The organism is Halomonas bluephagenesis (assembly GCF_054790765.1).
This window is the reverse complement of record NZ_CP133631.1, coordinates 3,437,102-3,459,294: the sequence shown is the minus strand read 5'-3', so window position 1 is coordinate 3,459,294 and position 22,193 is coordinate 3,437,102. Positions and strand designations below refer to the sequence as shown.

The window sequence follows — 22,193 nt, the reverse complement described above, 5'->3', positions numbered from 1 at the left end:
CTCGCCGTCAATAGGGATAGCACTGCCTAAGCTGATGCCAGGCTGATGCTTTGAATCGGTAACTGTACGGGTAATTTGATAGGGGTCGTGTCGGCCAAATGGGCCAGCGTGACGCTTTCAAGTAGCGTGCGAATCGCCAGCGATACGCGCTGCCAGTTGTCCGCGACACCGCAAGTAGCTGCTAAATCACACTCGCCTTCAGCTTGGCTGCATTCAGTCATCGCTACTGGCCCCTCAATAGCAGCAATAATATCGGCTGCGGTAATGTGTGATGCCGGTCGCGCCAAGCGATAACCACCCTGAACACCACGCTGCGACTCCAGAAGCCCAGCTTTTACCAGCATCTTCAGCGTCTTACTGACAGTGGGGTGAGGCAGCTGCACCGCTTCAGCCAAATCAGCCGCCGCATGTGACGCCTGTGGATGGCGAGCAATTTGCGCCATCACTACAGCGGCATAATCTGTCAGCCGAGAAAGCTTGAGCATGTTGACTCCCGTTCGCCGTTACAGTTGGCTTACCCGTTAATTGGTACCATTTTAGTCCTGTATAAATTTGATGTGAAGCCCTAGAGCAAAATCGTTATCAATTTATGCAAAATAACAGCACGTTCGGCTCTGATAGCATCAAAAACAACAATCATTATCATTTGAAAAAACTATCAACAAAACTCTCAAAGTGCTTAACGAAAAAAGCCTGCGAGAATTTCGCAGGCTTTTGGGACTAGACATAGACAGAGCAGTACATTGTGGTGAAGGTGCGCTATTTCTTTGAATCGCTATGCTTTTTTGACAAACTCCGATTTAAGCTTCATGGGACCAATACCGTCGATTTTACAATCAATATCGTGATCGCCATCCACTAAACGGATATTTTTAACTTTGGTGCCTACTTTAACCACCAATGAGCTGCCTTTGACTTTGAGGTCTTTTATGACGGTAACGCTATCGCCGTCAGCCAGCATATTACCGTTAGCATCACGAATCCCAGAGCCAGCCTCTTCAGCGCCCTCTTCTGCTACTTTTGACCATTCGTTGCCGCATTCCGGGCAGACATACTGGATACCATCATCGTAGGTAAATTCAGAGGCACAGGCAGGACAATTGGGTAGATCACTCATAACAGGCTCCATCACATCAATCTAATTCACAGGATTTAGAAAGCGATGGAGCCTACACGGGTTCTGCAAAATGTCCAGAATTGGTGTCTTAACCACGCTGATAGATGCCTACTAGTCGGTTCATACCCAGCAGGTGTGGCTCAACTTCATTGAGCAACTCTTGAAGCGTTAACCCTTCAGGTAGTGAGGTTTGATGATCCAACGCTAACACCCAAAAATAGTAAAGATGGTTGCCATGTCCTTCTGGCGGCATCGGTCCACAATAACCATTACTTCCTTTGTCATTTACTCCCGTCGTACCTAACGGCGTCTTTTCAGCCAGCTCCTGAATATCACCAGGAAGGTTATAGAGCACCCAGTGGACAAACCCGTAACTTCCTTCTTTTACCAATGGTGCATCAGGGTCGTGACAAATTACTGCAAATCCCTTGGTGCCTTTTGGCACACCTTCCCAGGTTAAGGCAGGCGAAACATCTTCGCCTTCGCCGGTGTGCTTAGTAGGAATAGATTGATGGTTGAGAAACGCGCTGCTAGTCACATGCATAGAGGATAGTGCAAATGCCATGCTGCTCTCCTATAGGGACAAAACAAAAAAACATTTTTAGCCTTGTCGAATAGCGATAAGAAGTCAACATTAATTCAGTTTAGCGGAATGCCGCTGCCACCACTCATTTGCAATGCTTACATTGCCTGCATTCGCAGCCGAATCTAACACTGTGGGCAACTGTATATAGTCACCTCGCGTTCTCGCCATTAAAAGCGGATCTTGAGTGGCCAGCTGAAGGGCATACAGGGCTAACATCAACTCATAGTCATCGGTCGTATTTAGACGCGCAAACAGCAAAGGGACGGCGGGCAAGCCAATTTCGCCTAGCCGCTCTGCCGCAATATACCAAACGCGCGGATTGTCTTGCCCTCCATATTGCGAAACAAAACGCCTGTCTGCTAATCGGCTAACATAGTAGGCCGCCTTCTCTTCTGGGCTAGTTAACAGTGGCGGCACCCAGTCGGTTACCTGGCGGTTAGTAACGTTACCAGACTGCGCTCCTGGGGATACCTGAGCCATGCTAGGCGACACCGCTTGAGCGGTGTTATCCGGTGTTTGAGAGGCGGTTGGCTGACCGGCGCATCCAGCTAATATGACACCCATTGCGCCTGCCCACAGTAGCCAAGGAGCTCGTTGCTTCATGATAAATTCCCTATATCGATGTCCACATCTATTCAGACCAACGCCCTTCCCGCTTAAGACGTTGCTTTACCCAACGGTCATAATACCAGCGTAACGCGTTTTTAATGCCTGGCAGGCCAATCAGCCATGCAATAGGCGCCAGAAATGGAATACGCGCTATCAACACACGATAGGCATCAATGCCTTCGATAACAGTGCCATCGACTTTTTCGATATGCAGCGAGCGTAAAGCGGCTTCTGGCGCCACTCCTTTGTCTCGTAATAGCTGCTGATGCTCAGTGACATCGCACCACACAATGGAATGACCATGCCTGCCAGCCCAACGCTCAAAACGACGACGATCTTTGCGGCAGCCAGGGCAAACCGCATCGTAAAAGACGTTGATTGGGGTGTTATCAGACATATAGGCTCTCGTTAAGGCTGTACTTAATAGTGTGGCACTTCCTCTAGGCGACGCAACTCAGCAGGCTTTTTCATGAAACGTCTACTCATCATTGCTCACGCACCTTCTAAGAACACTCAAAAAATGCTCGAAGCCGTTATCAATGGCGCTTCTCACCCCGACATAGAGAATGTGGAAGTGTTCTCTCTCCCCCCACTCGAAACACACCCCGAAGACATTAACGCCGCCGATGCCATCATTTTGGGGACGACTGAAAATTTAGGATATATGGCAGGCCTGATGAAGGATGTCTTCGACCGGTGCTATTACCCATGCCTGGATAAAAACGAGGGACTGCCTTTTGCCTTTTATATTCGAGCTGGCCACGACGGAACCGGCACTCGCCGAGCAATTGAGTGTATCACCAAGGGATTGCGCTGGAGATTGGTGCAAGACCCACTTATCTGCAGGGGTGATTTCCAAACAGGGTTCATCGACCAATGTGAGGAGCTAGGGCTGTCCATAGCCGCTAGCCTGGAAGCAGGCATCATCTGATGTGAGTAGTCGTGAAAAATCAAATTGTATAACGCTGTTAAGCCTGCCTTACTATAAAGAAGCATGTCGCGCCGGTATTCCATAGAGGCACCTGCCCACTCCACCCGTCGCCTTGCCATAACCCAACGCATGTATTTCAGGTAGCCATTATGCATAAAGTCATCGCTTTTTATGACGATCGCGTACTTGACCACGAGCCTAATATCGACGCGGATTTTTTACCCGAGCGAATTGATAAACGCATTCGACACTTGTTGGCAGGGCTACCTATTCCGTGGAAATACCCCGAGCACCCTGGTCGGTTACAAGCAATCCAACAACTGCTTGAGAAAGCACCGATTGATGGTCTGCAGATTGAAGGAGGCAAGGCCGCGACACACGATCAGTTAGCCCGTGTACACACCACCTCTTATCTCAGCGACATCTTTAGCCTGCGCGGAAAAAATGCATGGTTGGATGTGGATAACACAGCGGTGTCACCAGGTAGCATTGACGCGGCAGAAGTCGCCGCAGGCACGGCTATTGCCGCCGTAGAAGCCGTCATGGATAAACGCACCCAAAGTGCGTTTGCACTTATTAGGCCGCCTGGCCATCATGCGGAACCCGTTCGCGCCCGTGGGTTTTGCTTATTCAACAATGTTGCAGTAGCTGCCGCCCATGCGCGCAGCGCCTTAGGCTGCGAAAGAGTACTAATTATTGATTGGGACGCACACCACGGTAACGGCACACAGGATATCTTTTGGGCCGACCCCGACGTGATGTTTTTTGACATACACCGCGCCGCACCTTTCTACCCAGGCTCAGGTCATTTAGAAGAAGTCGGCGCGGGTTTGGGTGAAGGAACTACCATCAATGTCCCACTCCCCGCTGGCGCCGGCGATGAGGCGTATCTCAAGGCGTTTCGTGACATTTTGGCGCCTGCTGCCCATTGGTTTAAGCCGGATATTATTTTAGTCTCAGCAGGCTTTGACCCACATTGGCATGATTTAGCGCTCAACGTTTCTTATGAGGGCTTTGGTGCCCTGACGGGGTTCTTACAACAGCTAGCTGAACAACACTGCGAGGGCCGTTTAGTGTTTGTTTTAGAGGGCGGCTATAACCTGGAATCACTGGCCAACGGCACCCGAGCGGTGCTTGCAGTACTTGCGGGAAACACCATCCCAGTGCCTGATACTTGCGGTATCGCAGAAGTCCAAGCGGCGGCTGACTTTCATCGCAGTGCGTTTCCAACCAGTTAACAGCACTGCCATAAAAAACGGCACCGCGGGGGTGCCGTTTTGTCGGTAAGCGCTGTGTTTATTTGAGTCGTTCAAACACGGTCGCTACCCCTTGCCCCATACCGATACACATAGTGGCAAGGCCGAGGGTGGTATCGCGCTGCTGCATAACGTTAAGCAGTGTTGTACAGATCCGCGAACCCGAACAGCCCAGCGGGTGGCCTAGCGCAATGGCACCGCCGTGTAGGTTCACTTTTTCATCCATGGCATCTAGGAAGCCAAGATCTTTCAAGACAGGCAAGCCTTGCGCAGCAAACGCTTCGTTGAGCTCAACGGTTTGAATATCTGCTGCCGATAAGCCAGCGGCTTTCAGGGCTTTTTTAGACGCAGGCACCGGGCCGTAACCCATAATAGAGGCATCACAGCCTGCTACACCCGTTGAAAGCACTTTCGCAATCGGCTCAAGCCCTAACGCTTGGGCGCGCTCGTAGCTCATAACGGCCATTGCTGAAGCGCCTACCGACAATGCAGACGACGTGCCAGCGGTAACGGTACCGTTGCGAGGATCAAACACCGGCTTAAGGCTGGCCATCGACTCAAGGCTCGCCTCAGGACGAATCACTTCATCGTTTTTGAACAGAATTTTAAAGCCGCGCTGATCGTGGCCTTCAACGCCAATGATTTCGTTATCGAAGTAGCCTTTCTCCATCGCAGCCTGGGCACGCTGGTGGGAACGCACGCCAAACTTATCCTGGTCTTCACGGGAAATACCGTGCATTTTGCCCAGCAGTTCAGCAGTCAACCCCATCATCATGGCAGCTTTCGCGGCGTATTTGCTGGCGGCTGGGTTAACATCAACACCGTGAGCCATGGGCACGTGCTCCATGTGCTCTACCCCACCGATCACGTAAAAGTCGCCCATACCCGCTTTAATGTTAGCCGCCGCAATATGCAGTGCCGTCATTGAGGAGCCGCACAGACGGTTAACGGTTTGCGCAGGCACCGAGCGGGGAATGCCGGTCATGATCGCCGCATTACGCGCGATGTTCATGGACTGCTCAAGGGTCTGGTTAACACACCCCCAGATTACATCATCAACTTCGGACGGATCTAGATTAGCGTTACGATCAAACAGCGCCTGCATGACAGCTGCTGACAAATTCTCAGCGCGCACATTACGAAACGCGCCATTTTTAGCTTTCGCCATGGCGGTACGTACACCGTCAACCACCACGATATCTCTTGGGTTCAAACTCATCTTCTATCTCCTATGCGTGGTGGTTAGGCCTGAGTGCCAGAATAAAATTGCTCGTTATTTTGAGCCATCTGACGCAGTTTCTCAGTGGGCGCGTAAAGCGGGCCTAACTCTTCCGCAAGGTTTTCGGCTAGCTTCACGAATTCGGCAACACCCATCGCGTCAATGTAGCGCAGCGCGCCACCGCGGAAGGGAGGGAAACCGATGCCGTAGATTAATGCCATATCGGCTTCAGCTGGGGGTTCCACGATGCCATCTTCAAGGCAACGAACAGTTTCCAGACAAAGCGGTACCATCATGCGAGCGATAATGTCTTCATCAGAAAACTCTTTCTGCTCTTTCACGACGTCTTTCACCAGCGCGTAGGCTTGCTCGTCGGTAACTTTCTTAGGTTTGCCTTTCTTATCTTCTTCATAGGCATAGAAGCCTTTATCGTTCTTCTGGCCCAGACGCTTATTGTCGTACATCACCTGAATAGCGGTTTTGCCGTCACGCGCCATGCGATCCGGGAAGCCTTCTGCCATCACTTCGTTAGCGTGTACCGCAGTATCAAGACCGACTACGTCCAGCAGATACGCAGGCCCCATAGGCCAGCCAAACTTTTCCATCACTTTGTCAACGCGCTGGAAATCAGCGCCCTGCTCTACCAGGAAGCTAAAGCCGCCGAAGTAAGGGAACAATACGCGGTTAACCAAAAAGCCGGGGCAGTCATTCACAACGATCGGGGTTTTGCCCATCGCACGTGCGTAGGCAACTGTTGCTGCCCCCGCCGCATCTGAGGTCTTCTCGCCACGAATAACCTCCACTAACGGCATACGGTGCACAGGGTTAAAAAAGTGCATACCGCAGAAGTTTTCAGGACGCTTAAGATTCTTAGCCAAGCGATTAATAGAAATCGTCGAGGTGTTAGAGGTAAGGATGGTGCTTTCACTCACCATGCCTTCGACTTCGGTCAGTACGGCGTCTTTGACCTTGGGATTTTCAACCACCGCCTCGACCACTAGGTCGACGTTGCCGAAATCACCGTAAGAGAGCGTGGGGCGAATGTTGGTCAGCTTTTCGGCCATCTGCTCGGTCGTCAGCTTTTTACGCTCTACCTGCTTGGAGAACAGCTTACGCGCTTCTTTCAGGCCCAGCTCAATGGCTTCCTCATTGATATCTTTCATAACAATGGGCGTACCTTTGCTGGCACTCTGGTAGGCGATACCACCACCCATGATGCCTGCGCCCAGCACGGCGGTCTGCTTAACTGGCTGCGACTGCTTCTCGTACTTGCTACCTTTTTTCTTCACGACTTGGTCGTTAAGGAACAGGCCAACCAAGTTAAAGGCAACACTGCTGAGTGCTAGCTTGGCAAATGCTTTCGCTTCAATCGCCTGGGCACGGGCACGCGTCTCGCCAGCGCCTTTCTGAATCACCTTGATCGACTCTACCGGCGCGGGGTAGTGAGGGCCGGCCTTGCCAGCTACAAACCCTTTGGCGGTTTCAAACGCCATCATTTGCTCAATGGCGTTGAGATTAAGCGGTGATTTCTTCTCTTCGCGACGCGCTTGGTAATCCAACTCACCGGCATTGGCACGGTCTAGAATATCCAATGCGGCTTCTTCAAGAAGCTCGTGAGTAACAACAGCATCGACTGCGCCGACTTTAAGTGCCGCATTAGCACGGTTTTCAGTACCGCCAGCAATCCATTCAATCGCGTTATCTGCGCCAATCAAGCGAGGTAAACGTACACAACCACCCCAGCCTGGCAGAATGCCTAGCTTGGTTTCAGGTAAGCCGATTTTGGCTTTCTCACTCATTACCCGGAAATCGGTGGTCAACAGGACTTCACAGCCGCCACCAAGGGCCAGGCCATTAATGGCCGTCACGGTTGGGAAAGGCAGATCTTCAATCGCATTGAAGATGTCGTGAACCTTAAGGTTCATCTCGACGAGATACTCTTCGCCTTTGTCAAAAAGGCTGTGAAACTCGGTGATGTCAGCGCCGACAATAAATGCATCTTTGCCACTGCTAATCATCAACCCCTGTAGGCCGCTTTCAGCTTGAAGCGCTTTTACTGCCTCGCCCAACTCTGCCACAACAGCACTGGACAGCTTATTAACGGACTCATCTTTCAGATCGAAAGTGAGCTTAGCGATGTCATTGCCACCTTGGGTGTCACGACGCTCCACCGTGATGGCATTGCCTTGATAGATCATCCGCGCTCTCTCCACAAGTTCGGGCTGGCACCTTTAATCGGACCCGCCACGCATTTCATACGGTCGTTTGATTGCGTAAGCTTGGTTGAGATAGTGAGGAACGTCAAGCCCTGACTTTTGGCTAATGCGCTTATCTCTCAAGTGCACTTACACAAATCAACTTACAACAGGCGCACATTTTTTGCGCTTTTTATAGACAAGATAGAGAACGCATCGACTTTCCCGATTAATCCAACGATCATGCTGTTTTCATTTATGAGCCAACATCGCCATGGGTAGTTTCTTTACTCCCACTCGTATCACGGCACTACAAGCACGGGTTGAACGTACCGTCGAGCGTCTAAAACCCTGGAGCTGGCTGTGGCCACCTATCGCGTTTGGCGCTGGGCTGGGCAGCTTTTTTCTGGTGGATCGCCAACAATGGCTAGGAGCCGCGTTAGCGTTGGGACTTCTTTTTGCCTGGCTGCTACTACTCACTGAGAGCTTCATAGGACGTTGGCTTGCTAAACGCGGCCACCCCACACTGCCCCGTGGGGTCACCACCTTTATCGCCCAAATGATTCACCAGGAAACACTGTTCTTTACGTTGCCATTTATCCTGGTTACAACCGTGTGGAATAGTGGGCAGACGCTGTTTGCATTGTTAGTGATAACAATGGCAATACTGTCGATCGTAGATCCACTCTATTACAAGCTCGCCGAGCGCTGGCAAAGCCTCTATTTTATCTTTCATGCCCAGTGTGTCTTTTTAGTGGTATTGGTGATTCTGCCTATCATGCTTCAACTGACGACTGGCCAAAGCCTAATCCTTGCGCTGGTGATTACCATATTTGTTGCACTGCCCAGTTTTTGGCACTTGCTTAAAAAACGTTCATTAACACGCTGGTTCGCTTTTTTTGCTCTCACTATCATGTTGGCGTATGCAGCCTGGCTCGGCAAAATATGGGTGCCCCCAGCCAGTTTGTGGATGACAAACAGCGCACTTTCCCCGGCTCTTGATATTCAAAGCCGCGCACCTCACGGGACAATGGCACTTACGCCAGATGCGATTCGCTCTAAAGGCCTTTACGTTTACACCGCTATTCGTGCACCGCGTGGATTAAGCGAGACAATTCATCATGTATGGCACCACAACGGTGAATTGTTAGACGAAGTAGAACTTGCTATCAACGGTGGACGGGAACAGGGCTACCGGGCATGGAGCCATAAGCAGAATTTTCCTGAAGCGCCGTCGGGAGAGTGGCGTATCGACATTATGACGGATAGCGGACAACGGCTAGGGCTGATCCGGTTTACTGTTTCGGACGATCTGGAAAAAGCCACGATAGCGGACAGCAAGATCCAACCGAACGGCTTGAGTGCGCTAAATTTGCGCCGCTTTATACCTGGAAACGACAGCTCTGAAAACGATTCATCAACGGACGAATAACATAACGCCTTGCATTCAGCGGCGCAGCTTATGACAATTCGCCTACTTACACTTTTCGGTAGCTGTTTACTATGGCTTCAACAATTGGTTTTCGCATTGCACGCCTGCCCCACCTGTGGCGTTCTATTCTGGACCGAAGGCTTGCCCCCTTAGGGTTAACACAAACGCGCTGGGTGACGCTTTACCATCTATGGAAGTTAGGTGAAGGCAACCCACAGTGTGATTTAGCTAGGGCGATTGGCGTAGAGGCGCCGTCTTTAGTAAGAACCCTAGGGCAACTCGAGGCACAAGGGCTAGTTGAGCGACGGGCCTGCGATAATGATCGCCGTAGCAAGCGGCTTTATCTAACGCCGGCGGCAATGCCCCTACTTGAACAAATTGACAGCGTTGTCCAGGTGGCGCGCAAAGAGATGTTGGCTGGCCTAAGTGAGAGTGATTTAGACCAGTTAGACAAGTGGCTGGCGCTGATAGAGTCCAATGGCATGGCGATTCAGTCAAGAGACCAAGACGGCCCCCCGGCATAAGACTTCCATTAATGCCCTGCTGTTTCGCCGGTCCCATTTAGCGGCTTTACAGCAGGGCGGTCTGACAACCCACTAAGCGTTTCTTTTAGCGTCTGAAAATCGTCTCCGTAGGTCGAGAAACGCTCGGCAGTTTGTGACTCCCACCACCATAGTGTTAACGCCGTAGAATTCGACTCGATCACCAAAGCATCTTGTGGAAGGCGCTCTAGCAAGGCTTTCAAAGAGGCGCTTGCGATTTCTGGCAGTGGCCGTAATGGCGCAATACGCCAACGCCACCCGGCATGATAAAGCTCCAGCGCCTCACTTGCGTTCGATTCACGAACTAGCACAAAATCGGGACCTGGCGCCTGCTGGGAAAAATACCAACGATAGGCGGGCATCGTGCCTCGGAAATGATGCAGGGGCGGCTTCTCCATCTTGACCGTTACCCCTTGCTTCTTGGCACTTGAACGCAGCGCCATTTGGCGCTTTTGCTGGGGGCTAGGCTTCAGCCACATCACCGGAGCAATAACAAACATTAAAATAAAAATAATAATTAACCATTCCATCCCGGCGTCTCTCCTATTCTTTAACTTAAAAAAGCATGACATAGATCGTTGTTAAGATTGCGCTTGCAGCCTAAAGTAAAGGTCATCTAACAAAGCGTTTTCTTTGTTAATTATCAATAAGGAGATTAGCCATGAGCTATCACCACATATTAGTAGCCGTTGATCTAACTAAAGACTCCCATAAAATCTTAGAGCGCGCAGTCGCGATTGCTGAGCGCAACAACGATGCCAAAATTTCTATTATGCACACCCTCGAACCATTGGGCTTCGCTTACGGCGGCGACATTCCAATGGATCTCACCAGCATTCAAGACCAACTGGATGACCACGCAAAAAAGCGGCTGGCTGAAATTGCCATCCCTCATGTCGAACCTGCGGATCAACATGTCGTGGTCGGTATGCCAGACACCGAGATTCACCGCTTCGCAGAAGAACACAACGTCGATCTAATCGTTGTTGGCTCGCATGGGCGTCATGGCTTTGCCCTGCTACTTGGCTCTACCTCTACCGGCGTACTTCACGGCGCGCAGTGTGACGTTTTGGCCGTTAGGGTCGGCAAAAAAGGTGAACAGAGCGACGAGTAAGCCGTGAGTAAAGGGCACCCAGCCGGGTGCCTTTACTCATTCGATGCTGATGTCAGTCACCGTTGGCCATTGCTTCAAGCTCCATCCAACGCTCCATTGCCGTCTCAAGCGTTTGCTGTACATTTTCTAACGCTTGCAACTTAGCAGTGACGGCACTGGCTTCTTGCTGATAGAAGGCAGGATCGCCAATCTCTTGCTCTAACGCCTCTACCTCACTCTCAAGGCGCTCAATCTGTGCAGGTAACGCGTCTAACTCTCGCTGCACTTTATAAGAGAGCTTAACGGTTTTCTTAGCGGGCTCTACAACCGGCTTCTCTGGCGTTTTTTCAACCACAACGCTAGTCGGTTCAGTGTTCTGGCGAGCGGCACCTTCCCAAGGTGCTGGCGGCAGTTTACCTCCTTGGCGAATCCAATCCGTGTAGCCACCCACGTATTCACGCACATAGCCCTCACCCTCAAAGGCCAGCATGCTGGTCACGACGTTATCCATAAATGTCCGGTCGTGAGAGACCAGTAGCAGCGTGCCGTCAAAGTCCAACAGCAGCTCTTCAAGCAGCTCAAGGGTTTCCATGTCCAAGTCGTTGGTAGGCTCATCCAACACCAGTACGTTGGCAGGCTGGGTAAACAGCTTGGCTAACAACAGACGGTTGGACTCTCCGCCGGAAAGCGCTTTCACCGGCTGTCGAACACGGTCAGGTGTGAATAGAAAATCCTGAAGGTAACTCATCACGTGGCGATCTTTTCCGCCAACGGTTACCCGATCGCTGCCCTGGGCGACGTTGTCGTAGACAGTTTTTTCCAGTTCCAAGCCAGCGCGTAGCTGATCGAAGTAAGCGACCTTCAAATTGGTACCCAACTGAGCACTACCTTCCGTAGGGGCAAGCTCGCCTAGCAAGATTTTCAGCAGCGTTGTTTTACCGGCACCGTTGCGACCTAGGAAGCCAATACGGTCGCCACGCATCACTTCAAGGTTCACATCACGCAGAATGACATCATTGCCGAAGCGCTGTGTTACGCCTTTCAGCTCGACTACCCGCTTACCAGTACGTTCGCCGCTGTCAACGTTGAGATTAGCAGTGCCCTGACGTTCACGGCGCTGGCTGCGCTCCAAACGCATCTGTTCAAGTTCTCGCACACGGCCTTCGTTGCGGGTACGCCGTGCCTTGACGCCTTGACGAATCCAGACTTCTTCCTGGGCGAGCTTTTTATCGAAAAGCGCATGTTCACGGGCTTCTACTTCCAGCTCATGCTGCTTTCGCTCTTGATACTCTGCATAGTTACCGGGATAACGGCCAAGCTTACCTCGGTCTAGCTCAAGAATCGTGGTGGCCAGCTTAGATAAGAAAGCACGGTCGTGGGTAATCAGTAATACCGCGCCATTAAAGGCCAGCAGTTGCTCTTCCAACCAAGCAATCGTGTCTAGATCAAGATGGTTGGTGGGCTCGTCAAGGAGCAGTAAGTCAGGCTCTGAAACTAGTGCTCGTGCCAGTGCAACACGACGGCGCCAGCCACCAGAAAGCGCACTCATTTCAGCTTCAGGGGGTAACCCTAAACGAGTGAGTACGACATCAATGCTCTGATGGAAAGACCAGCCGTCGATGGCTTCGATGCGGGTTTGCAACTTGGCCATGCGGTTCATATCGGGGTCAGGGTCATTGATTAGGTGCTGGTATTCGGATAGCAGCTCCCCCGCTTCGGGCAGCCCCTGAGCAACCATGTCAAAAATCGTCATGCCTGAGGATTCAGGCAACTCCTGAGACAGTACGCCAATTTTCAAGCCCGGCGCTCGCCAAATAGAGCCGTCATCGGCATGAATATCGCCCGCCACTAGTTTTAATAGCGTTGATTTACCGGTGCCGTTGCGCCCGACCAGCGCCAGCCGCTCGCCTTTTTCAACCGTTAGGTCGGCGCGGTTAAGCAGTACTTGGGTGCCGTAAGCGAGTTGCAGCTGTTCGAGTCGTAACAAGGTCACGCAGTGTCCTCCTTCATCATGAGGCGCACAGTGTAACGCATGCACTCACGTTAAGGAGAGCCCTTATAGAGCCAAACGACACATCGTGCTAACGTCCCATCATCACGTGATAATAACAAGGTAGTGCCAAGCTACTCGTTTAGGGCTGACATCGTGACCGTTACCGTCTCAATGCACTTTGTGAACGAACTCTTGTGTGGCTTACCCGCTACTGAGCATTCTCCTGTTCGCTACTTGGAACTTGCTGGAATTTCCCCCTTTCTGCTTAGCGCACCGAATGGGCGAGTCACTGTTGAGCAGTTTGCCGAGCTTTACCGCCTACTCGCCCTTGAGCTAGATGATGAGACACCGTGCTTTTTCTCCAGGCCGCTACGCTGTGGAACGCTAAAGCTGTTGTGCTTAAGCTTGCTAGATGCGCCTACACTGCACGTTGCTCTTCACCGCTATACGCAATTTTTTCGAATTCTATTAGATGATTTTGGCTACGGTTTTACTATTGAAGGCGGATTCGCCCGAGTGGCGCTGGAAGAACGCGCCCCGCCTCAAGGTAGCAGAATATTGATTCATGAGCTGATGCTGAAGCTGTTTCACGGCATTTCCTCATGGATGATCGCTCGCAAAATCCCACCTATTTTAATGGAGTGCGGCTATGCCCAACCCGCTCACAGCGCTGACTATCTCTACTTCTATCCCGGCAAAGTAAGATTCGATCAACCACAAACAGCTGTTTACTTTGATAAGGCGTTTCTAAACCACCCTATACGACAGACTAAACAGCATCTTGGCGCATTTTTACAACGCGCACCGGCTGACTGGTTCTACGTCTCTTTTGAAGATCGTTTAGTGACTCACCGCGTTCGCGAACACCTAAGCCGCCACTTGCCCGCCTCATGCACTGTTCAGCATGTGGCAGATGCGTTACATATGTCCGTGCGTACACTCTCAAGACACTTGAAACTCGAAGGCACCCATTTCCAGGCGGTTAAAGACGAATACCGTCGCGACTATGCCATTCAAGCACTCACTCGCAGCACACAACCACTGACGGCAATTGCAGAAAAACTCGGCTTCGAAGACCTTGCCTGCCTTAGCCGAGCGTTTAAACAATGGACAGGAAACTCGCCCGCCGCCTACCGCAAGGCGCAAACGGCGGGACTTAAACGTTAGCGTTCAGATCTCAGTGCGAATGCGCTTTTTATCCAGCTTACCGACACTGGTTTTAGGAATTTCATCTACGAAGCGAATCAACGATGGAATGCCCCAGCGGTTGATGCTGCCCTGTTCTACGAACTGCTCCATAAATGCTTGTACCTTCTCTGCAGTGGGCGGGTTATTTAAATCGCTGGGTACGACGAGCGCCGCTGGCCGCTCGCCCCATTTATCATCCGCGACGCCGATCACCGCCACTTCAGCGACACCTGGGCATTGGCTAATATAGCTTTCCAGCTCAAGTGAAGAGAGCCACTCACCGCCGGTTTTGATGACATCTTTAATACGATCGCTAATGGCCAAGAAACCATGCTCATCAATCGAGCCAACATCACCGGTATGTAGCCACCCATCCCGCCAAAGCTCTTCACTGCGTTTTTCTTCCTTGTAGTATGCCTGAGTTAGCCAGGGCGCCTGGGCACGCACTTCGCCCACGCTGACGCCATCATGGGGTAGCGGTTCTCCATTAGCATCAACCACCTGCAACTTCACCAGGGGCACGGGCAAACCAGCCTTACACCGCCAAGGAAGCTGCGTTTCAAAATCGGCCTCAGCAACATCCTGAGGTAAAATATCGGCCGTTAGCAGCGGGCAGGTTTCTGACATGCCGTAGGCACTACGTGTATCAATGCCGAGTGACCAAGCACGGCTAGCCAGGGCTTGGGTTAGCGCACTGCCGCCCACAAGCACCTTCCAACCGGTTAAATCAATTTTTTTCGATGCGATAGCGTCAGCGCTCACCACCATATTTAACAGCGTTGGCACGCAGTGGGAGAAATCGACCTTTTCATTCACCAGCAGTTTGACCAACATTTCCGGCTCATAGCGGCCAGGGTATACCTGGGTCGCTCCCATCAACGTGGCGGGGTAAGGCACGCCCCACGCATGCACATGGAACATCGGCGTGATGGGCATGTATACCTTGTCACGGTTGAGCAGCTCAAACCCCGGTGCTTGGAAGGTACTGGCTTCACCTAGTGTGTGCAGAACTAATTGGCGGTGGGGAAAAAACACCCCTTTCGGATTACCGGTGGTGCCCGTGGTGTAGAACAGCGTGGCCACCGCATTCTCATCAAAAACAGGAAACTCGTAATGAGTTGGCTGCTCACTTAGCAACGCCTCAAACTCACCAACTAGCGGAAGCGACGTGCTGACGGTGCTTTGTGTTTCTTGGCAAAGTAGGTAACCGCGTATGTTGGGTAGTTGATCAGCGAGTGGCTCCAGTAACGGCACGAAATCCTCATGCACTAGCACAAAGACATCTTCAGCGTGCTCCATCGTGTAGTGAATTTGCTCAGACGCCAAACGTACGTTGACGGTATGCAGCACGGCACCAATCATGGGAATGGCAAAAAAGCACTCTAAGTAGCGATGGCTGTCCCAGTCCAAGACTGCCACCACATCACCCGCCTGAACGCCCTGTGCCGTTAGCGCATGGGCAAGCTGGTGTACCCGCTCACGAAAACGTCGATAGTCATGACGGCTCTGGTCTCGATAAACAATCTGGTTATTTCCCGCCATTCGAACACCTGACTCCAGCAATTCTCTGATTAACAGAGGCGAGCTAGTCGCAGACGGCGTAGAAGGAAGTATTTTTGGCGTTATCGTAGACATAAAACACACCTCGATTGTTATTGGGAAACCGGTTGTTATTCGCGTTCTATTAACAGCGCAATGCCCTGCCCACCGCCAATACACAGCGTGATCAAACCATAGCGGCCCTGACGTCGCTCCAATTCGTGTAAGGCTTTTAGGATCAAGATGGCACCGGTCGCTCCTACCGGATGACCAAGCGCCACGGCGCCACCATTCGGGTTCAGTTTTTCCAATGGGAAGCCCAGCGTATCGGCAACGGCCATCGCTTGTGCCGCGAACGCTTCATTGGACTCAATCACATCAATATCATTGATCGTCAGCCCTGCCTGTTGGAGGCAGCGTTTCACCGCGGGGATTGGTCCTAACCCCATTACCGAAGGCTCCACACCGGCGGTGGCTGCCCCGCGAAGTCGCGCCCTAACCGTTAAATTGCGCTGCTGTGCTTCATCGGCATGCGCCAGCACCAAGGTCGCTGCGCCATCGTTGATCCCAGAGGCGTTTCCTGCCGTTACTATTCCTTCTTTTTTAAAGGCCGGCTTAAGCCGTGCTAAATCACTTAACTCAACGCCTTCACGCACATGCTCATCACGGGCAAAGGAAACCGTCTGTTTTCCTTTTGTCACTTCAACAGGCACGATTTGCTCGTCAAAACGCCCTTCTGCAATCGCTTTTGCCGCCTTACGATGGCTATCCACCGCAAACTGATCTAGCTGCTCGCGGCTTAAGCCATACTGCTTGGCGATATTTTCAGCGGTCATCCCCATATGCCCGCTGCCAAATGGATCACTAAGAATGCCAAGGGTAAGATCCTGGATATTGGCATCGCCTAGGCGTATCCCATTGCGTGCTTGGGGCGGCAGTAGATAAGCACCTCGCGACATCGACTCAGCCCCACCCGCTAGTGCTAAGCGGCTGTCGCCCAGAGCGATTTGCTGCGCCGCCGATATAACCGCCTGCACGCCAGAACCACATAACCGGTTAACATTAAAGGCACCCGCTTCTTTCGGCACTCCCGCACTCAACGCGATATGACGGGCAAGATAGGCATCTTCTGGGCTAGTGGTAATAATATGGCCATACACAGAGTGGTCGATATCAGCGCCAGCAATGCCCGCACGGCGCAATGCTTCCTGGGCAGTGATAGTGCCTAACTCATGGGGCGCGAAAGATGAGAGCGACCCACCAAACCCACCAATGGCGGTGCGAGCACCGCTTACAATAACAACGCTATCCAGTTGCATAGTCTCTCCTTAGTAATGACGCACAGTGGATAAGGGCTTAAGAAAAGGGCTTAAGAAAAGGGCTTAAGCCACTTTGCCCAACAGCGAGCGTGCGACCACTTCTTTCATAATCTCAGAACTACCGGCGTAAATCGTTTGCACCCGCGCATCTAAGTAGAACCGTGAAATCGGATATTCATGGGTGTAGCCATAACCGCCAAACAACTGAAGGCACCGATCAACAGCGCGACACTGCAGCTCGCTGAGCTGTAATTTAAGTATCGCGGCATCGGTACTTGTCATCGTGCCCTGGCGATACTTATTAACGCACTGATCAAAGTAGGCCCGCGCGACATCCAGCTGGGCCTTGATCTCAGCCAGCGTAAAGCGGGTATTTTGAAAATCGGCCACGCGCTGGCCAAATGCGTGACGCTGGGTGACGTAATCAAGCGTTAATGCCAAAGCGCCCTCTACCGCGCCAAGTGCTTGGGCACCTACGCCTAAGCGTTCCCGGGGAAGCTCTTGCATGAGATAGCGAAACCCAGCGCCCTCTTCTCCTAACAAGGCACTGCTAGGCAGTTGCAACTGATCAAACGCCAGTTCTGCCGTATCGCTGGCATGTTGGCCGATTTTCTTAATGGGTTTACCACGGGAAAAACCGGTAAGGGACGTGTCGACCAAAAACAGCGAGACCCCTTTTGCACCTGCACTGGGGTCTGTTTTTGCACAGACAATAACGAGATCTGCTACTTGGCCATTGGTAATAAACAGCTTGCTACCGCTTAGTAACCATCCAGCGGCTGTTTTGGTGGCGCGGGTTTTCATCGCTGCTAAGTCGCTGCCCGCATGAGGCTCGCTCATGGCAATCGCCCCCAGCCACTCCCCACTTGCCATGCGGGGTAGCCATGTTTCGCGCTGCTCATCAGTGCCTAAATTTTGCAGGTAAGGCATCACGATATTAGCGTGAATATTGTAAGCGCTGGCCAGCCCACCAAACCCCTGCCGAGAAATCTCCTCCAGTGCCAGCTGGGTAATGGCAATATCGGCTCCTGAACCGCCATAGGTCTCATCAAGGTCAATCCCCAGTAGACCGGCGGCTCCAAGCGCTAACCATAAGGAGCGCGGTATTTCACCGGCCGCTTCCCAGTGCTCATAGAAAGGCGCCACTTCCTGCGCTAAGCAGCGGCTGATCATGTCATGAAATAGCGACTGTGTTTGCTCGTCCATGCTCACTCCTTTAGGTCTTGGCGCAGGTGACGCTTAAGAATTTTACCGGCAGTACTTTTTGGCAGTGCCTCTGCAAACACTATGCGTTTAGGAACTTTATAGGGTGCGATCAAGCTTTTTGCATGATGGATGAGTTCATCCTCACTCACCGTTTGCCCCTCTTTCACCACCACAACGGCGGTAATCGCTTCAATCCACTTTTCGTCTGGCAGCCCCACCACCGCTACTTCCGAAATGGCTGAGTGCTTAAACAGCGCCTCTTCCACTTCACGACTGGCGACCAGCACTCCCCCCGTATTAATAACGTCTTTAATCCGGTCCACGACGTATAAGTAGCCTGCTTCATCGAAGTAGCCCACATCGCCAGAATGAAACCAGCCGCCCTGGAAGGACTCGTAGGTCATCTCAGGCTTATCCCAGTAGCCCGTCATTAGCTGCGGCGAGCGATGGATAATCTCACCATGTTCACCAGGGGCAACATCGTTCATTTCTAAATCAACAATGCGCGTTTCTACCGTGAGTATCGGCCGTCCCGCCGACGCGGGACGCTCAGCGTGCTCTTCTGGGCGTAATACCGTTGCCAAGGGGGCAATTTCACTCTGCCCGTAGCAGTTATATAAACCAACACCAGAGAAACGCTGCTGCATTTCTTCCAAAACAGGCACCGGCATGATCGAGGCGCCGTAGTACGCTTTCTTGAGTGTGGTTAAATCAAACTGATCAAAGTCAGCATGGCGCAGCAAGCTGATCCACACCGTGGGTGGCGCAAAGAACGATACGATTTTTTGTTCAGCAATCGCCGACAGGCAGCCATCTGGTAACGGCGCTTCGAGCAGATAAACGGGAGCACCCAGTAGCAGAGCGGGCATCAAAAAAACATGCATTTGTGCGGAGTGGTAAAGCGGAAGAGCGGCTAACATGGCGTCACTTCCCTTGATATCCAACTCCACCATACAGGCCATATATTCCGCCATCAGCGCTTGGTGGGTCATCATGGCGGCTTTAGGTGCTGCCGTCGTGCCAGAGGTATAGAGCAGCTGTGCAAGACTGCTTCCCTCTAGAGCAACCGCTGGCTCACTTGTTGATAGCAAGGAACGCACACAAGCCAAGACATCAAAACTACCTAACTGACTATCTTGTTGATCGGCATGAAGAGTGCCGTTGACTATTAATCCGAAACCTTGGGTTGCCTCGTGCACTTTGTCGGCTAACGCACTATCGCTTAGCAGCCCTTTCGCCCCTGACTGCTCAAGGATATAGCGCAGTTCGTCACTACTTAGTGCGAAATTAATAGGCACATGTACTAAGCCCGCTTTAGTGGTGGCAAGCCAAGCTATTACATAAGCATCTGAGTTTTTACCGTATACCGCCAGCCGGTCTCCAGGAGAAAGGCCGGCCGCTAACAAGCCGTTGGCCACGCTGTTAGCGGCGTCATTAAGCGACTGATAGCTCCATGTTCGCTCACCAAACGTTAGCGCAAGCTGGTGAGAATATTTGCGGGCGCTGCGGTTTAACGCAGCGCCAATCGTATTACGATGAATTAAGTGTGTATGTTCCATGCCAAGTCCTTATTGTTATGTGTTGTTGATAAGGCATCAGCGTTTTACGAATTGTTGACGAGTGGACAGACGCTTTCAGACAGTGGCCGGAATGCTTCCTCAGCGGGGATGGTACGCACAACTCTGAAGAGGTCATCCTCATCGGCCGCTTCTTCCGGTGTTTTCACTTCAACGAGGTACATGTCATGCACCATACGACCGTCCTCACGGATATAACCGCCCGTCGCAAACACGTCGTTAATGGGGGTATCAACCATCTGCTGGCGAACGGTTTGCGTATCGTCTGTTCCCGTTGCCTCAATGGCTTCTAAATAGTGGCGGGTACTGGAATAAAGACCTGCGTGCACCATGGTTGGCATGCTGCCGGTACGCTCACGGAAACGCTCTGCCCAGGCACGCGTTTCGTCATTTAAGTCGTAATACCATGCCTTTGTGAACTGCAGCCCTTGGGCATTTTCTAACCCAATGCTGCGTATGTCAGTACTGAACAACACCATGCCCGCTAGAATCTGTCCGGCTTGAGTAATGCCAAATTCGCCTGCCGTTTGAACCGCATTAATGGTGTCGCCACCAGCATTATTGAGGGCAATAACATCGGCGCCCGATGCCTGTGCTTGCAGCATAAAAGAGGAAAAATCGTTATTCGGGAAGGGGTGACGCGCCCGCCCCACTACCGTTCCACCATTTTCGGTAACCACTCTTTCTACATCCGCCTCAAGTGCATGACCAAACGAGTAGTCGGCACTCAGTAAATACCAGTTTTTATAGCCTTCCTGCGTAATTGCTTTTGCCGTGCCATTTGACATAGCCCAGGTATCATAAACCCAGTGAATATGGTTGGGAGAGCAGTGTTCGTTAGTGACGCTAGAAGAAACAGCGCCGTTCACTAAGCCAAGTTTGTCTGCCTCTTCTAACAATCCTACTGCTGCTAATGTAACCGATGAAGCCACTAGGCCAGTGACCATGTCGACATTGCGCTCATCAATCCATTCACGCACGACACTTGAGCCAACATCAGGGCTATTACGATCATCAGCACTAAAGACGACAACTTGAGCACCGTGTACGCTGCCGCCAATATCTTCAATCGCCATCTCAATGGCATCTTGTCCTAATGGGCCTATTGGATCACGATAAACCCCTGACATATCAGCTAGATAACCAATACGGATTTCATTATCTGAAATACCGTCATTGGCAGCCACGCTGGGAGCATAGCCAGCTGCAATGACCGCTGCCGATAGCGCAGAAATAGCGAAATGACGTGATAGCTGCATGTTTTTCACCTGTCTATTGTTGTTATTAAAAGAGCCTTAAGCCCGATTTATTTCACGCTTCATCCTCATGTTAAAAGTAAAAACCGCTTTACTGTTTCCCTATCGAGCCAGTTTTTTTGCAATTCGTGCCATTCGATTATGATACCTACCCGTGATAGACCATTAGTCGTTGTTACCCACCAGCGTTACAATGGCGCTTTACAGCTGACTAAATAGTTGGCGAGTAATGTTTGTTACCAAATTTTTAACTGACGCTGGGAGTGTGACGTTTGGCGACAAGTGCTGTGGATAGCTTTTTACCCGAGGCGCTGCAATTTCGCCCTGGTGCCCCATTGGTGGATATCGGCGCTAACCTGACTCACGAGAGTTTTCAGCGTGACTTAGCTGATGTCATTGCCAGAGCGAAAGCGGCCAATGTGGCTACCCTTATTGTGACGGGGACTGATATTGAACACGCTGAGCACGCTGTAGAGCTGGCTAAACAGACCCCGGGGATATATGCCACTGCCGGGATTCACCCTCACGATGCTAGCGGGTGGAATAGTGATGTGGCGCGCCAATTGAGAGCGCTGCATCAACAACCTGAAGTGGTTGCCGTGGGCGAGTGTGGACTGGACTTTAATCGCAATTTTTCAACGCCTCACGAGCAAGAGCGAGCGTTTGAAGCTCAGTTGGCGCTCGCTGCTGAAAGTGGCTTACCGCTATTTTTGCACGAACGCGACGCGGGGCAGCGAATGCGTGAAATGCTACATAGCTGGCGAGATGATATCAGCCAAGCCGTTATTCACTGTTTCACCGCTGACCGAGATACGCTGCACGGCTATCTCGATTTAGATCTTCATATCGGGTTAACCGGCTGGATTTGTGATGAGCGCAGAGGTCATCACCTTCGTTCAATAGTGAAAGATATTCCGTTGGAAAGGCTAATGGTGGAGACTGACTGCCCTTATCTACTGCCTCGCAACCTTCCAGCTAAACTAAAAGGGCGCCGTCACGAGCCAGCCTTGCTACCATGGATTGTAAGAGAGATTGCCCAGTGGCATGACGTGACTGAAACCGAGCTGGGGAACGCAACAACCCGCACTGCCCAGCGTTTTTTCCGCCTTGATGCGGAAGCTTAAAAGGAGCGAAG

General features: G+C 51.7%; 21 protein-coding genes. 7 read left to right on the top strand and 14 right to left on the bottom strand.

The window, feature by feature from the left end; translation table 11 throughout:
• Positions 1 to 26 precede the first annotated feature (26 nt).
• From REH51_RS15740 to REH51_RS15720, 5 genes are all read right to left on the bottom strand, one after another.
• Entirely contained in the window at positions 27 to 485 is a 459-nt protein-coding gene (locus REH51_RS15740; RefSeq protein ID WP_009724947.1) for an SUF system Fe-S cluster assembly regulator, read from the bottom strand.
• A gap of 290 nt (positions 486 to 775) precedes the next feature.
• Positions 776 to 1,117 (bottom strand): zinc ribbon domain-containing protein YjdM, encoded by a 342-nt coding sequence (locus tag REH51_RS15735; protein WP_009724946.1) that lies wholly within the window; start codon positions 1,115 to 1,117, stop codon positions 776 to 778.
• 88 nt (positions 1,118 to 1,205) lie between these two features.
• Positions 1,206 to 1,682, bottom strand: coding sequence for a YbhB/YbcL family Raf kinase inhibitor-like protein (locus tag REH51_RS15730; RefSeq protein ID WP_009724945.1), 477 nt, complete (start codon positions 1,680 to 1,682; stop codon positions 1,206 to 1,208).
• 69 nt (positions 1,683 to 1,751) lie between these two features.
• Positions 1,752 to 2,306: a hypothetical protein gene (locus tag REH51_RS15725; RefSeq protein ID WP_498936275.1), complete on the bottom strand. Its 555-nt coding sequence runs from the start codon at positions 2,304 to 2,306 to the stop codon at positions 1,752 to 1,754.
• A 28-nt stretch (positions 2,307 to 2,334) separates the two neighbouring features.
• Positions 2,335 to 2,709, bottom strand: a complete 375-nt coding sequence (locus REH51_RS15720) for a thiol-disulfide oxidoreductase DCC family protein (RefSeq protein ID WP_009724943.1) — start codon at positions 2,707 to 2,709, stop codon at positions 2,335 to 2,337.
• Between the two features lie 72 nt (positions 2,710 to 2,781).
• Between REH51_RS15720 and REH51_RS15715 the strand changes: the two genes are divergently transcribed.
• Together REH51_RS15715 and REH51_RS15710 are read left to right on the top strand one after the other, a co-directional pair.
• Positions 2,782 to 3,243, top strand: coding sequence for a flavodoxin family protein (locus REH51_RS15715; RefSeq protein ID WP_009724942.1), 462 nt, complete (start codon positions 2,782 to 2,784; stop codon positions 3,241 to 3,243).
• 149 nt (positions 3,244 to 3,392) lie between these two features.
• On the top strand, positions 3,393 to 4,481 hold the full coding sequence (locus REH51_RS15710) for a histone deacetylase family protein (protein ID WP_498936273.1): 1,089 nt from the start codon (positions 3,393 to 3,395) through the stop codon (positions 4,479 to 4,481).
• A 58-nt stretch (positions 4,482 to 4,539) separates the two neighbouring features.
• Here the strand turns inward: REH51_RS15710 and fadA are convergent, their stop codons facing one another.
• Together fadA and fadB are read right to left on the bottom strand one after the other, a co-directional pair.
• Positions 4,540 to 5,718 carry an acetyl-CoA C-acyltransferase FadA gene (fadA, locus tag REH51_RS15705; protein ID WP_009724940.1) on the bottom strand — a complete coding sequence of 393 codons (1,179 nt, stop codon included), beginning with the start codon at positions 5,716 to 5,718 and terminating at the stop codon, positions 4,540 to 4,542.
• A 23-nt stretch (positions 5,719 to 5,741) separates the two neighbouring features.
• Positions 5,742 to 7,916 (bottom strand): fatty acid oxidation complex subunit alpha FadB, encoded by a 2,175-nt coding sequence (gene fadB / locus REH51_RS15700; protein WP_498936271.1) that lies wholly within the window; start codon positions 7,914 to 7,916, stop codon positions 5,742 to 5,744.
• A 271-nt stretch (positions 7,917 to 8,187) separates the two neighbouring features.
• Between fadB and REH51_RS15695 the strand changes: the two genes are divergently transcribed.
• Both REH51_RS15695 and slyA read left to right on the top strand, forming a co-directional pair.
• A complete protein-coding gene (locus REH51_RS15695) occupies positions 8,188 to 9,345 on the top strand; it encodes a DUF5924 family protein (RefSeq protein ID WP_498936269.1) in 1,158 nt (385 codons plus the stop codon).
• Between the two features lie 71 nt (positions 9,346 to 9,416).
• Complete coding sequence (gene slyA / locus REH51_RS15690; protein WP_009724937.1) at positions 9,417 to 9,869, top strand: transcriptional regulator SlyA; 453 nt, start codon at positions 9,417 to 9,419, stop codon at positions 9,867 to 9,869.
• Positions 9,870 to 9,877: 8 nt separating this feature from the next.
• Here the strand turns inward: slyA and REH51_RS15685 are convergent, their stop codons facing one another.
• The gene (locus REH51_RS15685) at positions 9,878 to 10,417 is read right to left on the bottom strand and encodes a preprotein translocase subunit YajC (protein WP_009724936.1); all 540 of its coding nucleotides are present in this window, start codon (positions 10,415 to 10,417) and stop codon (positions 9,878 to 9,880) included.
• A 131-nt stretch (positions 10,418 to 10,548) separates the two neighbouring features.
• Here REH51_RS15685 and REH51_RS15680 point away from each other — a divergent pair, with 131 nt between their 5' ends.
• Positions 10,549 to 11,001, top strand: a complete 453-nt coding sequence (locus REH51_RS15680; RefSeq protein ID WP_009724935.1) for a universal stress protein — start codon at positions 10,549 to 10,551, stop codon at positions 10,999 to 11,001.
• A 52-nt stretch (positions 11,002 to 11,053) separates the two neighbouring features.
• Here the strand turns inward: REH51_RS15680 and REH51_RS15675 are convergent, their stop codons facing one another.
• Positions 11,054 to 12,973, bottom strand: coding sequence for an ATP-binding cassette domain-containing protein (locus tag REH51_RS15675; RefSeq protein WP_009724934.1), 1,920 nt, complete (start codon positions 12,971 to 12,973; stop codon positions 11,054 to 11,056).
• A 153-nt stretch (positions 12,974 to 13,126) separates the two neighbouring features.
• On the opposite strand from REH51_RS15675, the gene REH51_RS15670 reads away from it, so the two are divergent.
• On the top strand, positions 13,127 to 14,140 hold the full coding sequence (locus tag REH51_RS15670) for an AraC family transcriptional regulator (RefSeq protein WP_009724933.1): 1,014 nt from the start codon (positions 13,127 to 13,129) through the stop codon (positions 14,138 to 14,140).
• 3 nt (positions 14,141 to 14,143) lie between these two features.
• On the opposite strand, the gene REH51_RS15665 is transcribed toward REH51_RS15670, so the two are convergent.
• The 5 genes from REH51_RS15665 to REH51_RS15645 form a co-directional block, all read right to left on the bottom strand.
• Positions 14,144 to 15,796 carry a fatty acid--CoA ligase gene (locus tag REH51_RS15665; protein WP_498936267.1) on the bottom strand — a complete coding sequence of 551 codons (1,653 nt, stop codon included), beginning with the start codon at positions 15,794 to 15,796 and terminating at the stop codon, positions 14,144 to 14,146.
• Positions 15,797 to 15,831: 35 nt separating this feature from the next.
• Positions 15,832 to 17,019: a beta-ketothiolase BktB gene (gene bktB, locus REH51_RS15660; RefSeq protein WP_498936265.1), complete on the bottom strand. Its 1,188-nt coding sequence runs from the start codon at positions 17,017 to 17,019 to the stop codon at positions 15,832 to 15,834.
• A gap of 63 nt (positions 17,020 to 17,082) precedes the next feature.
• Positions 17,083 to 18,225 (bottom strand): acyl-CoA dehydrogenase family protein, encoded by a 1,143-nt coding sequence (locus REH51_RS15655; RefSeq protein ID WP_009724930.1) that lies wholly within the window; start codon positions 18,223 to 18,225, stop codon positions 17,083 to 17,085.
• A gap of 2 nt (positions 18,226 to 18,227) precedes the next feature.
• Positions 18,228 to 19,784 carry a fatty acyl-CoA synthetase gene (locus tag REH51_RS15650; RefSeq protein ID WP_009724929.1) on the bottom strand — a complete coding sequence of 519 codons (1,557 nt, stop codon included), beginning with the start codon at positions 19,782 to 19,784 and terminating at the stop codon, positions 18,228 to 18,230.
• 44 nt (positions 19,785 to 19,828) lie between these two features.
• Positions 19,829 to 21,061: an ABC transporter substrate-binding protein gene (locus REH51_RS15645; protein ID WP_009724928.1), complete on the bottom strand. Its 1,233-nt coding sequence runs from the start codon at positions 21,059 to 21,061 to the stop codon at positions 19,829 to 19,831.
• 269 nt (positions 21,062 to 21,330) lie between these two features.
• Here REH51_RS15645 and REH51_RS15640 point away from each other — a divergent pair, with 269 nt between their 5' ends.
• Complete coding sequence (locus tag REH51_RS15640; protein WP_009724927.1) at positions 21,331 to 22,182, top strand: TatD family hydrolase; 852 nt, start codon at positions 21,331 to 21,333, stop codon at positions 22,180 to 22,182.
• Positions 22,183 to 22,193: the final 11 nt, after the last annotated feature.

What these genes read in the sequence shown, in the direction of transcription:
- REH51_RS15715 (WP_009724942.1), top strand. Translation starts at nt 2,782, where the DNA reads ATGAAACGTCTACTCATCATTGCTCACGCACCTTCTAAGAACACTCAA.
- REH51_RS15710 (WP_498936273.1), top strand. Translation starts at nt 3,393, where the DNA reads ATGCATAAAGTCATCGCTTTTTATGACGATCGCGTACTTGACCACGAG.
- fadA (WP_009724940.1), bottom strand. Translation starts at nt 5,718, where the DNA reads ATGAGTTTGAACCCAAGAGATATCGTGGTGGTTGACGGTGTACGTACC.
- bktB (WP_498936265.1), bottom strand. Translation starts at nt 17,019, where the DNA reads ATGCAACTGGATAGCGTTGTTATTGTAAGCGGTGCTCGCACCGCCATT.
- REH51_RS15650 (WP_009724929.1), bottom strand. Translation starts at nt 19,784, where the DNA reads ATGGAACATACACACTTAATTCATCGTAATACGATTGGCGCTGCGTTA.
- REH51_RS15680 (WP_009724935.1), top strand. Translation starts at nt 10,549, where the DNA reads ATGAGCTATCACCACATATTAGTAGCCGTTGATCTAACTAAAGACTCC.
- REH51_RS15655 (WP_009724930.1), bottom strand. Translation starts at nt 18,225, where the DNA reads ATGGACGAGCAAACACAGTCGCTATTTCATGACATGATCAGCCGCTGC.
- REH51_RS15740 (WP_009724947.1), bottom strand. Translation starts at nt 485, where the DNA reads ATGCTCAAGCTTTCTCGGCTGACAGATTATGCCGCTGTAGTGATGGCG.
- REH51_RS15685 (WP_009724936.1), bottom strand. Translation starts at nt 10,417, where the DNA reads ATGGAATGGTTAATTATTATTTTTATTTTAATGTTTGTTATTGCTCCG.
- REH51_RS15695 (WP_498936269.1), top strand. Translation starts at nt 8,188, where the DNA reads ATGGGTAGTTTCTTTACTCCCACTCGTATCACGGCACTACAAGCACGG.
- REH51_RS15645 (WP_009724928.1), bottom strand. Translation starts at nt 21,061, where the DNA reads ATGCAGCTATCACGTCATTTCGCTATTTCTGCGCTATCGGCAGCGGTC.
- REH51_RS15725 (WP_498936275.1), bottom strand. Translation starts at nt 2,306, where the DNA reads ATGAAGCAACGAGCTCCTTGGCTACTGTGGGCAGGCGCAATGGGTGTC.
- slyA (WP_009724937.1), top strand. Translation starts at nt 9,417, where the DNA reads ATGGCTTCAACAATTGGTTTTCGCATTGCACGCCTGCCCCACCTGTGG.
- fadB (WP_498936271.1), bottom strand. Translation starts at nt 7,916, where the DNA reads ATGATCTATCAAGGCAATGCCATCACGGTGGAGCGTCGTGACACCCAA.
- REH51_RS15720 (WP_009724943.1), bottom strand. Translation starts at nt 2,709, where the DNA reads ATGTCTGATAACACCCCAATCAACGTCTTTTACGATGCGGTTTGCCCT.
- REH51_RS15665 (WP_498936267.1), bottom strand. Translation starts at nt 15,796, where the DNA reads ATGTCTACGATAACGCCAAAAATACTTCCTTCTACGCCGTCTGCGACT.
- REH51_RS15735 (WP_009724946.1), bottom strand. Translation starts at nt 1,117, where the DNA reads ATGAGTGATCTACCCAATTGTCCTGCCTGTGCCTCTGAATTTACCTAC.
- REH51_RS15730 (WP_009724945.1), bottom strand. Translation starts at nt 1,682, where the DNA reads ATGGCATTTGCACTATCCTCTATGCATGTGACTAGCAGCGCGTTTCTC.